This is a genomic window from Chryseobacterium sp. ZHDP1 (genome assembly GCF_018603435.1).
Classification (GTDB): domain Bacteria; phylum Bacteroidota; class Bacteroidia; order Flavobacteriales; family Weeksellaceae; genus Chryseobacterium; species Chryseobacterium indicum.
In genome coordinates this window covers 1,515,468-1,528,294 of the sequence record NZ_CP075682.1, presented here as the reverse complement: position 1 = coordinate 1,528,294, position 12,827 = coordinate 1,515,468, and the positions used below count along the sequence as shown (strand labels likewise).

The 12,827-nt window shown below is 33.0% G+C and carries 11 protein-coding genes and 1 pseudogene; 2 read left to right on the top strand and 10 right to left on the bottom strand.

Features of this window, described 5'->3' with window-relative positions; translation table 11 throughout:
• Positions 1–29 precede the first annotated feature (29 nt).
• The 6 genes and pseudogenes from KKI44_RS06875 to KKI44_RS06850 all read right to left on the bottom strand — a co-directional run bounded on the left by KKI44_RS06875 (position 30) and on the right by KKI44_RS06850 (position 4,703).
• Positions 30–1,113, bottom strand: a pseudogene (locus KKI44_RS06875) (DNA polymerase beta superfamily protein).
• On the bottom strand, positions 1,114–2,025 hold the full coding sequence (locus KKI44_RS06870) for a hypothetical protein (RefSeq protein WP_214590438.1): 912 nt from the start codon (positions 2,023–2,025) through the stop codon (positions 1,114–1,116).
• Between the two features lie 3 nt (positions 2,026–2,028).
• Positions 2,029–2,739 (bottom strand): hypothetical protein, encoded by a 711-nt coding sequence (locus KKI44_RS06865; RefSeq protein ID WP_214590437.1) that lies wholly within the window; start codon positions 2,737–2,739, stop codon positions 2,029–2,031.
• A 6-nt stretch (positions 2,740–2,745) separates the two neighbouring features.
• The gene (locus KKI44_RS06860; protein WP_214590436.1) at positions 2,746–3,693 is read right to left on the bottom strand and encodes a hypothetical protein; all 948 of its coding nucleotides are present in this window, start codon (positions 3,691–3,693) and stop codon (positions 2,746–2,748) included.
• A gap of 10 nt (positions 3,694–3,703) precedes the next feature.
• A complete protein-coding gene (locus KKI44_RS06855) occupies positions 3,704–3,904 on the bottom strand; it encodes a hypothetical protein (RefSeq protein ID WP_214590435.1) in 201 nt (66 codons plus the stop codon).
• The gene (locus tag KKI44_RS06850; RefSeq protein WP_214590434.1) at positions 3,894–4,703 is read right to left on the bottom strand and encodes an SDR family oxidoreductase; all 810 of its coding nucleotides are present in this window, start codon (positions 4,701–4,703) and stop codon (positions 3,894–3,896) included. The genes KKI44_RS06855 and KKI44_RS06850 overlap by 11 nt, the downstream gene beginning before the upstream one ends.
• A gap of 98 nt (positions 4,704–4,801) precedes the next feature.
• Between KKI44_RS06850 and KKI44_RS06845 the strand changes: the two genes are divergently transcribed.
• Together KKI44_RS06845 and KKI44_RS06840 are read left to right on the top strand one after the other, a co-directional pair.
• Entirely contained in the window at positions 4,802–5,170 is a 369-nt protein-coding gene (locus KKI44_RS06845; protein WP_214590433.1) for a MerR family transcriptional regulator, read from the top strand.
• A gap of 201 nt (positions 5,171–5,371) precedes the next feature.
• Positions 5,372–6,397, top strand: a complete 1,026-nt coding sequence (locus KKI44_RS06840) for an AAA family ATPase (protein ID WP_214590432.1) — start codon at positions 5,372–5,374, stop codon at positions 6,395–6,397.
• Here KKI44_RS06840 and KKI44_RS06835 read toward each other — a convergent pair.
• The 4 genes from KKI44_RS06835 to KKI44_RS06820 all read right to left on the bottom strand — a co-directional run bounded on the left by KKI44_RS06835 (position 6,394) and on the right by KKI44_RS06820 (position 12,582).
• The gene (locus KKI44_RS06835; protein ID WP_214590431.1) at positions 6,394–8,835 is read right to left on the bottom strand and encodes a S8 family peptidase; all 2,442 of its coding nucleotides are present in this window, start codon (positions 8,833–8,835) and stop codon (positions 6,394–6,396) included. The two genes, KKI44_RS06840 and KKI44_RS06835, sit on opposite strands and share 4 nt — an antisense overlap.
• Before the next feature lie 107 nt (positions 8,836–8,942).
• Positions 8,943–9,674 (bottom strand): ATP-grasp domain-containing protein, encoded by a 732-nt coding sequence (locus KKI44_RS06830; protein WP_214590430.1) that lies wholly within the window; start codon positions 9,672–9,674, stop codon positions 8,943–8,945.
• 16 nt (positions 9,675–9,690) lie between these two features.
• A complete protein-coding gene (locus KKI44_RS06825) occupies positions 9,691–10,440 on the bottom strand; it encodes a DNA polymerase beta superfamily protein (protein ID WP_214590429.1) in 750 nt (249 codons plus the stop codon).
• Positions 10,441–10,830: 390 nt separating this feature from the next.
• Complete coding sequence (locus KKI44_RS06820; RefSeq protein WP_214590428.1) at positions 10,831–12,582, bottom strand: hypothetical protein; 1,752 nt, start codon at positions 12,580–12,582, stop codon at positions 10,831–10,833.
• Between the last annotated feature and the right edge of the window lie 245 nt (positions 12,583–12,827).

Sequence of the window (12,827 nt, the reverse complement as noted above, 5' to 3'; positions counted from 1 at the left end):
ATATAAAATAAAGCTTCAGAAATGAAGCTTTATTTGTTTTTATAGAGTTCCTCGCGGATCTGAACTAAGATTTTTGTGGTTTTTTCCAGATCCGGAAGATCGGGCAGGGCAGAAGCTGCATGATGTTCTTCAATGGAAGCAATAAGGTCTCCGGCTTTTTTCATGACCTGTTCGTAAGACCAGTTTCCGGCTTTGATGTCTAACAGTTCTTCGCGGTTGTCGACACGGATATTGAGGGAATTGTTTTTAAATATCTGTTCGCACGACTGTAATAAACGGATGGTGTGCATCATGTTTTTGCTGTCGTAATTCTGTCCGTGGTTCTGGTTGACATTGTAGCGGTCATCATTGCGCTCGGAAACCCATTTCCAGTATTCGCGGTAATCTTTGCAGTAGGTGGAATAGGCATCGAGGTTGCAGAAGAGATAGGCAAGGGGATGCTGTCCTTTGGGAACGGAGGAAACAGAGACCTGATTGGCTTCCAGATTTTGAATGATTCCTTTGTATCTGAAATCGCCGGACTGATCGTAAAACAGGGCAAACATTCCTTTGGTATTGTCGATGCTTACCAAGCCGCATTTTTCCTGTTGTAAACCATTCTGATTTTCCGCGGAAGAGAATTCCCGCAGCCATTTTTTCAACGGAACAGAGCCCTGATCCTGCAAAATGTAGCAGAAATCGAGGATAGATTTCTTTTCTTTATCCATCGGGTTAAGGATCTTTTTGTTGAGTCCTTTTGCTTTTTTAATCTGTGACGGCATATCCGGCAAAGGTGTCTTTGCAGAGTCTGGAAAGGAAATCTTCGGGTTTCACGAGATCCATTAAGGGATGTTTCTGTAAGATGCAGTCTTCCGGACTGGCGATAATTTCAAGGATGTTGGGATTGTTTTTCTGTAACAGTTCGATAAGTCTCCCGATTTCGTAATACGTAATGTCGTTGGTTTCGTTGGAAATCTGGGGAATATAGTTTAACCCGAAGAAGTCTTCTTTCGGTAAATAATACACGCCACGAATGTCTGTATCGGAATTTTCTGTTGCCAATCCGAAAGAGCGGCTTCCGGAGATGGCTTCGAAAAGGATGAGGTTTTTGTTTTTAAGGTCTTGGATGGTCATTTAATAATCTTTAAAAAGTTCAAAATCTTCAAATTTTATTTTTTGAGATTTATTCTTAAAATATCTGTTATTTCTGTTGCTTTTAAAACCTGTTCTTCCGATTAAATTACTATTAATAAAAAGATGTGTTTCTTTGTTTTCGAAAGGAATCGTTATAAAAAAACATTTTTCGAGGTTTTTTTCAAGATCCTTAAAGCATCTGTTAAGAAAAGCAAAGTTTTCTGTTTCCGAAATAAATTTCTCTTCCAATATAGAAAATTTACTTTGCGCTGAATCAATCATTGCTTGTAACCTATCGGAATTTTCATCAGGATACATATTAAAATAAGTTTCTACGACATACTTTACAAATTCCTGTGTATAGAAAATTTTATATTCTTTAAAGTTTTTTATGACTAAATAGACAGGATCCTTAGAATCGTCTTTAAGGTTGACACATCTAATTTTGACGGATTCGGGGATTTCAATTCCGTATTCAGATTTTAAATGTTCACAATGCTTTAAAAATAAATTTTCTTCTTTGTATAAAACTTTTACTTCTCCTTTGGCAATATTTTTCTCAATACTTACGAACCAAGGATTTCGTCCCTCCTGCCAAACTCCATCTCTAAAGATTAAGGTGAAATATTTGTATTCCGCTCTGTTTTTAGCATTAAAACTGATATGAATTGTATCTCTTTCCTGAGGAGTATAATCGAAATCGAAAATGTTCCCATGATTAAGTTTGGATGTCATATGTTCTGCAGAGATTCCGTTTTCAAAATCTTTTACAGGCATCATGACTTTTCCGCGTATTAATGATTCCCGAGAGCCATGATAACGGTATAAAGACCAAATGTAAATGTCTTTTATGTCATTGATGTTTCCTTCAGTACAGGTGCAGAATTGTAGTTCTGTATTGGGGGTACACATAATTTAATCTAAAAAATAGGGTGAAAAATCAATTCCCTGAAAACAGCCTGCCATTGGTAAAACGTTATCGCCGTTCATGGTGACTTCATATTCTTCGCAGGTGAGCTGTGAAATTTTCTGATACCAGCTTTTCTGGTGTTCTTTCAGAATGTTGTCCAGTTTAATTAAACAGTGCAGTCCGCCATTGGTTTTAATAAAGGTAAGACAGTCGGGGTTTAAACAGTCTGCAATGTCTTCTCTGAATTTATCAATGGCTTGTTGATGGTTTTCTATACGGAAATCAATATCGAGATCAAAGAATATCTTTCGTGAAGTGGTGGTCTGAATAAGATTTAAAGCTAATGTGTGAGGATTGATGGCGTTATCTTTCCGGATGAGTTTTTCCGAAATTTCTTTCATTAAAAACAATGAGGCATTGTGAAGGTCGCGCGGGTTGGGAGTGATGTAAATGGCGAGGTTATCCTGAGAAACTTCGGTACTTCCGGATTCGTACAAGCCTGCCGGAATTTCGAGCTGCCTGATTTTGTGAAGCAGTCTTTCTTTGGTTGAGGTAAATCGTTTTAACTGTGCTTTATCTGCTTTCAGTCCTGTTTCGGGGTTGTATTTTTTTCTTGCAAGAAGAGCAACGTAATATTGTTCATTGGGCAATAGTTCCGGAAGCCAGTCTATGAATTGCTGTAATTTTTCTTCGTTGTGTATGATTTTGTAGTTCATTGGTTTTTAATTTTGTTTTTGAAATTCAATAACCTTATCAATCCATTCCAAAATAGTATTTTCCAGTGCTTGTAAATTTTCAAGATCGTAAGTTTTTTTGTCTGAATGTGATAGTATACCTGCTTTATGTATTTTATCTTTAATTTTAAAGATAAAATGTGTTTCTGGAAGATCTAATATTGCACCACCGCCATAATAGCCAAATGTATTATTTTCATGAACTGTTTTTAGAAATTGAAATAAAATTTTTAGCGGAATTTGTCCTTGATTAACAAAATCTAGTTTTCTTCCGGAGCTTTCAGAAAATTCATTTGAACAAATATGCAAATAATAATCAAAATCTTCATCAATTAATAAACGAACACTTCTTACTCTCAGATCTCTTCTTAAACCATCACTTTTACTAAAATAAAAGATATAATTACTTTGAGAATAATCTTCATCATTGATGTAAACAGGTAAGCGGTATTTCCTTTTTCTGTAACCATTTTCATCTTTCACTGGATTTCTAAAGGAGAAAAATAAAACTTCATAAGATATTTTAGAAACTATAAAATCGTCTTTTTTGTTTAATCCGTTTGCATAGACAAAGGTTTCATTTTCCCAAGAGTAATTTTTTGTTTTAAGGTTCCATTTATTTTTAGTAAAAATAAATTCAATCCAATAATAACCGGAAAACTGTTCTGTTTTTAGAATAAAAACATCCCTAAACTGTGGCGTGTAATTTATGCTTTTGAAAAAATTTCCTCCTGTAAATTCATTGTATAAATCGGTTATGTTCTGTGAAATTTCATTAAAATTTTTGACATCTTCAAATATTTTTTTCCAGGGAAATTGCACACCAATAATTGTAGACTTTCTATCTTTAAAATTTGGTAAATAACGCTTTATTGCCCAATTAAAATCAGCTTTCTGATGGGTTTGGCTGATGGTGATAATACTTTCTTTTTCCATGGTTGTGTTTTTAAAATTCATTCAAAAATAATCTATAATCTTCTCGTATCATCAATTCCTTTTCCACAAACAATTCATTTCTTACATAATCAGCCGTTTCCTGTGTTACATGATTGTAGCCTTGTTTGTTAACTTCTACAGCAAAGAAAATAAAAATTAAATAAAAAACCGGACAATTTTTAAAGTCCGGTCTGTTTTTGTTAGTTTTCAAAAAAGTGTTTTTTGTTTTCTTCGAAGAATACCTGATCTCCGACCTGTCTGCGGAGTGCGATGGTTTGTTTGGAATCTTCTCCTGCGAAGTAACGCAACTGGTTTTTACCGTCTGTTGCTGCTTCGTACACGACTTCTGCAATCTGCTCCGGAGTGGAATACTGGAAAACTCTGTTGGGATCTCTGAAGACTTCCCAGACTTTTTCTGTCATTTCCTGATAGGCAGGATGCGCTCCCATATCGAGAGAACGGCTTGCAAAATCGGTGGAAATTCCGCCCGGCGCAATGGTTTTGATGGTGATTCCGAAAGGATTGAGTTCAAATGCCATGCTTTCTGACCAGCCTTCGAGAGCCCATTTTGTAGCGTGATATAATGAGGCTAAAGGAAAGGCAACGTGACCGCCAATGGAAGTGGTGGTTAAAAACAATCCTTTCTTATGTTCTCTGAAATAGGGGATGAAAGCCTGTGTTGTACGGATCACACCCCATAAATTGGTTTCGAACTGTCTGCTGATCTGTTCTTCGGACAGTCCTTCCAATGGTCCCATTAATCCGTAACCTGCATTGTTGAATACGACATCTACACCGTCCTGAATTACTTTTTCAGCGACTTGTTTGATTTCCTGCGGATTGGTAACATCCAGTTTCATCACTTTGATGTTGGGAATAGAAGAGAGTTCTGTATCGTTTTCGGGAGTTCTCATGGTTGCGACCACGTTCCAGCCTTTTTCTGCGAATAGTTTTGCAGTTGCTTTACCCAGTCCGGTAGAAGCTCCTGTAATGAAAATAGTTTTTGACATCGTTTTTTAGATTTTGTTGAAACGAAATTAATATTTACTTTTGAGACCTAAAAGTATATAGTATACTGTATGGTTTTAATTTTAACGAAAATTTAACAATGAAGTATTTAATCAACCAGCTTTCGAAGGCAACAGAAATCCCAATCGGAACGATCCGTTTTTATGAAAAAAGCGGTTTAATTGCCGGAGAAAAGGATGAAACGATAAAAAGCAACAATTACACGTATTATTCTGAGGAGGTTATCGAAAAGCTTGATTTTATAAAGGAAGCCAAATCTGTGGGGTTTACTCTGGCAGAAATTAAGGACTGTATGGATGCATGGTTTGAAGACCGCCTGAATACAAAAGACAAAATTAAGTTGATGGATGATAAGATTGCCCAGATCGATGCAAAAATAGAGGAAATGCAGCAGCTAAAGGAAAAACTGGCGTATGCAAAGGAGGTGATCCGGAATGGGGAGTGCTGATTTTTAAAAACTCCATGTTTTGGAAAGAGTGATATTTTGAGATTGATTTAAATTTTAAATAATAAATTAATACTTTTATTTAAAACTAATTGTTTTTTTAAAAGTATTAATTTTTTTATACATTAAAAGTCATTTATAAATCTTATGGAACAAATTAATTTAAGATTAAAAAAATGATTATTTTTGCAATATAATTTAATAATGAGCCAATTCGATTACATAAAAGATATAGCAAAATATGGTCTTGAAAATGATCAAGAAAAGCTGTTGTCAGTATTAAATGAGTTAATCGAACATTCTAAAAACACTAAAAAATTAAATTTCGCAATACAGCTACAATCAATCCTAAAAGACTCTATTAAACATCAGCGCAACAATTCTTTAACTAAAGTAGGCTCTGAATCTTATTTTAATAGAATTGAAGATAAAGAGGTTGGAGAATTAATATTAGAAAAGTTAACTTCTAGTTATAGACTTGATAATATAGTAGCTGATAATTCTGTAATCCATAGTTTACAATATTTTATTGAAGAACATCAAAAAGCAGAGTTACTTAGAAAATTTGATTTACCAATAGCAAATAAATTATTATTACATGGACCTTCTGGTTGTGGTAAAACGCTGGCTTCTTATGTTGTTGCAGGAGAATTAGATAAGATGATGGTAGTTGTAAATTTAGGAGCAATTGTATCATCAAAATTAGGAGAGACTAGTAAAAATTTATCCAAGATATTTAGAAAAGCAGCTTCTGAAGATTGTATTATATTTATTGATGAATTTGATTCTTTGGGGAAAGTTAGAGATTATTCACAAGATCACGGAGAAATGAAAAGAGTTGTAAATACGATTTTGCAATTATTTGATTATCTTCCACAAAATAGTATTGTTATAGCTGCAACAAACCAAAAGGAAATGCTAGATGAAGCATTGCTTAGAAGATTTGATTTTTCTATTGGATTTAATTTACCAACAGAAAAAGAAATAAAAGAATTAGTATTACTGACTCTTAAAAATGGCAATTTTTCTTTTGATAACAAAACAAAAGCCAACAAAGTAATTAAGAATTCTGTTGGATTATCTTACTATAGTATTCAAAAAACATTAGTCACAGCTATAAAAAGAAGTTTGTTTGCTATAGATAATCCAGAAAATATAATTTCTGCCAAAATAGATACTATAATATGGCAGAAATTAATTGATATTGAAAAAAAATCTATCGGAGTTTAATTTTCTGCGTCAAGTTCTGGATTAAGTTCTGAATCTAAATTATTTAATATTTCAATGTGATTGTTTATATTTAACATTTCTGAGTATAAATTTTCAGTACCTTTACCTTCATTTGTCAATATTTCCGTAATTTTAATAACTATGGAAAACTCATGTGATGATTTTGATAGTTCGCTGATATAGTCATTTTTGGATAAACATCTAACAGCTAGAGCTACAATATCATTTAAGTTGTTAAAATCGTTTGGTTGAATTCTATAAGACATAAATTGACTATTGGAAAATTGTCTGTTATCAATCCCAAAATGATCTTCACTCCATGTTATAGAATTCTTTATACTAAAATCTTTTTGAACGGCATTTTCATAAATTTTAACGTCTACATTTTTCACTAAACTAAATGACATATGCAATGGTAAATAATCTAATTGATTATCTTTAGTAGGTAAAAAACTATAACACAAAGAAATATCAAATTGTAATTTATTACCAGAATTTTTAATATATGAAGGAAGAATAATAGGAATATTAATTATTTCGCCAATTTTAATAGAATCTTCAACAATAAATGTTATACAGTTATCATTATTCTCAATTAATTCAGTTTTATTAGGTTTTCCAAAGCCGATTAAACTTTTTAGTAACGTTTCAGGTTTGTCCTTAAAGTGAAGAGGTTTAAAATAGTTTGCTGAATTTACTAATAATGCCTTTATAGTTTGAGTTCTAAGAGTAGGATACTCATTTAAAATTTCTGCTGCGTATGAAGTGATTAAAGGAGTTGCTAAACTAGTTCCACATGATCGTCCATAAAATTTATCATCAATTACCATTGGAGATCTTAAAATTTCTAATCCTGCTTTAGCATCAAATAAATCACCTCCATAAAAAACAAAATCAGGCTTATTCAAGTGTTTGTTTTTTTGTTTAATTATTTGAGAATTGATTGTTTGAGAATAATCATAGTGAAATTTTCTTGTGTAATACGCAGGATAAAGTTCATTTGGTGTTATATCTGAATGGTCAATATCTTCCATATTTCCTGCCAATGCTCCAATTGATACATTATTTAGTGATTCAGATGGCGAACAAATATTTGTGTCTTCACAACTATGAACTTGTGTAGTACTATCTAATTTATAGAAGAAATCAGGATAGTCGTGGTCGGGATGAGGTTCTTCAAAAATTAAAGCTTTTAAACTATCACTATTAAAATTACCTACAGAGATGAAAATTAAAATATCTTCTTCAAAAGCAAGTTTATCTAACTCATATGAAAATTGACTAAATGTTTCATTATATTTTTTAGCATTAGGAATTACTAAGGACATATTGAAAATTCTAATTCCATAATTTCTTTTAGCGAACTTAATATCGTCTAATAATCTTGGAATATCAAGTGGGTCATTGTCTTGCTGTAAAACCTTAATGACAAAAATTTTAGCCTTTGCATTATAAATTTCTTTAATGTTATTATAAAACTCATCTCCTAATGCTACCAAACCAGCTACCATGGTACCATGACCAACTTCATCCCAAAAAGCTCCATTGCCTGTATGGTCAATATTATTTTTTAAAATTATATTTTTTAATGGTTGAATTCTTTCAACACCTGTATCTATAATACCAACAGTTGTTATATAATCTTTGAATTCTATTTCAAATTCATAATCTCTTATCGGTCCATTGTAGCCAGGTCTGAGTTTTTGTGTTCTTGAGCTAACTATCGCTTTAATAATATCAAAATTATCTGCAATAAATTGAATTTCATCTTTTTGAATTTTTTGAATTTCTAAAATACTATCGTGATCTTCAGAATATGAGTAATTTAATTTTTTTTCTTTTAAATAGTTAAATAATATTTCTTTTTGTTCAATAAAAACAGAATCAACACTTTCAATAAAATTTAATAAAACTCCTTCATTAATGTAAGTTAGAATTCTTGCTTTGCTATCAATAAACTCAAATTTATAAATTAGTGCTAATATGTTATATTCTTTATTTTGATAAGATGTTCCGCTTGGACTATCAATAATTGCTTGTATGTGATTTTTAAAATATTCAAACAATGATAAATCTACAATTTCAAAAATAACAGTTTTATTAAAATCTTTATATTCAATGGGGGTAATGCCATATTTTTCTAAGAATTTAAGTTTTAGATCGGAATTGAATATAGTATAAAATTTAATTTTAATAATATCAATATACTTAGAAAACTGAATAGTTCTTTTTATATTTCTATTTTTACGTTTAGCGTAAAAAGTAATATTGTATTCTCTTAATTTTTCTTTTTGATATTCTTCAATTATTTTTTTCTCATTTTGTTCAATCTCTTCTTGATTCTCTTCTTCACTTTTTTTATTACCTCCAACATTTCTTTGTCGGTTAAATTTTGGGTGGCTTGATTTGTCATTGTTTAAAAAAATATGTCTATTCATGATGTGTTTTTATTATTTGCAAATTAATATGATTTTATTAGAAGTTTATTTTTTTTATGGAAAATATATCAAATTGTTAAAAAACAATTACGGAAAACCATAATCGCTTAATTTTTAATACAACTCTCCACAATCACCTCCAATGCTTTTTCCGCATCACAATTATACAAACCGGAACACCAAGCCGGATTCGCTTCAATCAAAGCCCAGCCTTTTCCTTTGATGATCCCGAAATCCAGAACAATGGCTTTGGGAAGCGTTTCACCGTATTGTTGAATGAAATTTTTGAAAAAATCAAAAAGCTCTTTCTGTTCGTTTTCGGAAAGCGGATCGGTATCAAAAACGTCATTTCTCCAATAAGAAGAATGCGTTATTATTTGATTATTTAAAACAAAACATCTTACTTCCAGTTCCCATTCTACGACTTCGGAAGTGAAAACCCTGCTTTCCAGATCCAGTGTATCAAAACCTTTAATGTTGGTGACTTTATCAAAAATTCCGGCTTTAAAACTTTTAAAATCCGAACATTTGATGAAAATATTTTCTTCATGCACGAAATCTTTCAGCTTTCCGTAAGAGATTTTCCTTTTGGTAAATTCCTCCGAAACTTTGGAAAGCCAGTCGTCATCGGGTTTTGTTAACGTAAGACTGCATTGTTCCGCCACAATTTCAGCATAAATATCTTCGCCATACACCGCAATCACGTCTGCACGAAATTCTTCGGGAACATTCCATTTTGCATTAAACCGACTCAACTCGTAGGGTGAATTGAGGGATGCTTTTTTCAGATTGTTGCTGTCTTCCGTGTACATGGGAGAGAGCGCGATGAGGTTTTTCATGGCATTATTTTTATTTCTAATGTATTAATATTTCTCTAAAAACCCGCTCCATTTCGTTTTTATCCGAATTTCCTCCTTTCAGACTTTTCGCTTTTTCTTCATTATCCAATATGGTCTTCTCTAAAAATCCGAAGAGTTCCCAGTCATTCGAATGATGGTAAGATTCTCCTTTGGTAGCTTTTAAAGCGATTAAGTTTTCTATTTTCGTTCTTGTAAAATCATCTACTAAGACCAGCAATTCACTGAATAGAACAGGCGGAACTGTCCCTTTTTCCAATATCCATTTTCCGGTTAACGTGGTTCGTAAGCAGTAAAAGTAAGATTTCAGTTTCACCTCATCAAGTCTGCATGCTTCGAGATATTTTTTGCTCATGCTTGAATAGTGATAAAATACCGCTATCGGAGAAAAGCATTGGTCTGCCAAAGGCTTGAACAGGTCGTAAAATTTTTCATTTTTCACATAAACGATAGGAGAGTAGAACCAGCTCAGCAAAGCCGCGTTTGACTTCAACAATAAATGGAACGTTTTTCTTAGATCCCATCCGGAACCGTCCAGATCGTCTTCCGTCATAAATTCTATGGTTTCATCTTTATCCCACGGTGAGAGATACCAGTCTTTTTCGTGTCGGTATATGAAGCGTATATCGTAGTCGCTGTCGGGAGACGCAAATCCCCATGCTCGACTTCCGGATTCTACGGCAAGCAGTATTTCTACACCGCGCTTTGCTTCGATTTCTTTTAGTTTTTCTATTATTTTTGGTGTCATGATTTTTAAATTTGATACAAAATAAAAAACATCCTGCGCAATCTTTTTACGCAGGATTATTTTATGTAAAACCTGGATAAACTTTTAACCGCAAAAGATGCAAAAGATTTTACACTTTAGTTTCTTAAGTTTACTACTTAATTCCGATAATATACTTTAAAAGAAAGCAAAGTAAGCGCAGATTTCATCTGCTATTAAGCGAAGTCCATAACAGCCGTTTATTACGTAAAGCTATGTACAACATTTTCCATAAATAATATGCTTACCTACTTAAATTACATTTTTATCATTCGCTGAACGAAGTGCCCTTGCGAACCAATAAATAAAATCATTTTATTGAATATAACTTTGTGGGCATTGCGTTAAAATTATCTAGCCTCAAAAATTTTATCAATTAAAAATCTTTGTAAAACTGTCTTTTTCCAGATTCTCCAAAGAAAAATCAAAGTCGGCATTTTCTTTATCATAAACGATTTCAGCTCCTAATTCCTGAATCAAAAGATTGAAGGATATCGGTTCGTACCATTGCTGATACAAAGCGTTCGTCGCCATTACGGAAATTTCTGTATTTCCTGAAACATGAGCATGTCCTGCTCCGAAATTCAGCAGTACGAAACACTGTCTTCCGTCTTTTGGCAGCAACATTCCCAAAACGGTCTGTTTTTGTACGGATTGACATTTTGCTTCCGCAAAAAGATGGTTCGGATTCATCATATAATCGTAAGAAACGGCATCGCCTTTTCCGATAACAATTTTATATCCGCAGTCGCTGTTTCCGTTGAAAACGTTGTTCATTACCAAAGTAGGAGCCATTAAACCTCTGTTTGCGTAAAGATATTCTACAGCACCGTTTGGCGCGGAAGTGATGTCTCCGGAATACATCAACTGACCAGAATTTTGGCTGTAAGCGGCATTCCATCCGATTTTTCCGGCAATATTTAATCCTGAAAGGTCCAAATCATAAGCTCCCCATGCATTTTCCCAGTAAATTCCGACCGCTAATCTTTCACCGAAAAATCTTGTTCCCGTCGGAATATTCCCTACAAGCATCTTTTCAGAAGTCGGTAACGCAAATTCTACGTCTTCTGGGAAATAGAATTTCTTTCCTTCAAAACGATACTTTGATTTTAAATAGCTTAAAATAAAATCGTAGTTCAGTTCATTCACGGAAGTTCCGATTGATTTTTTCGTCCACGATTTTCCGTTCCGTATTCTGTACACAAAAGTATCCTGACCGTACATTCTTGAATAACAAGCCGATAAAGATTTAAACAAAGCAAACGGAGTGGCATTTTCCAGCCAGTGCAAATCACTGTTTTCCAGTAATATATTGGTTGCGTTATTCAATGGATTCGAAATTAATGGTTTATGATAAACCTTTGACAGCTTCGAAATTTTATTAATCACTTTTGGTGCTCTGTTTTTATAGGCTAAAAATAAGGGCTTGAAACGATTGAAAATTTCCGCCATTTTTTCCAGTCCGAAACTTTCAAAAAGATAAGTCGGATTAAATTTACTTTGCTTGATATCATTAATCAAATCATTGTTTTTAATTAATAATGTTTCTTTTGTGGTTTTGTAGATCACGTAACGCAAAAATTCAACATTATTTTCAGGATAAACGTCGTAACGGTCGGCAATTTTTATGATGGCTTCTTTGTTTCTGATATTTTCTTTTCCTGTAAAATCATATTCCAGTTCATTGTGCAGAATAGATAGTAAATCATCAATTGTTTCTTCTTTCAGAGCGATTCCTGATCTTAGAATAGCAAGACATTTTTCCTGAAGTTCTTCTTCGGAACAGGCTTTAATTACTTTGAAATTCAGCTTCAGATCCGGGATATTCAACACTTCATCCGGAATGTATACTTCACCCTGAAATCTGCTTCCGTAGGTAGAAAAATAATGAAAGAGCTGTTCCATCAACAGTTCGAATCTTGTACTTTCTTTAATCTTCTGCCACGATTTATGGAACGTTTTGTTGAGATCATTTCCGTTCAGCTTTTCTTTAGCGTAATAAGAAACAATTTCTTTTTTTGCCCATAGTGCAGAAGGTTCGATGATAAAACCATCCTGAGAAATAAATATTTCAGCATCCGATTCTTTTGCCAGTACAGCGTTGAATAATTTTAATGTTTTCATTGTTTTTAGTTTAAAAAAATAAGTGAGGAGTAAGATTCATTAAAAGTGAAGTGTTATAGGAACTCCTTTTACCTATAATTTTTAAAAGGCGGGGAGTAATTTTCCAAATAATTTATAGGAACTCCCTTTGCCTTAAAGTTTTTTAAAAAGGCGGACACTTCGGCAAGCTCAGTGCGACATTTTTAGCTAACATATTGAGCATTAAATTTTATCGGAGATAAAATCCTTGCGCCTTAACAAGTATA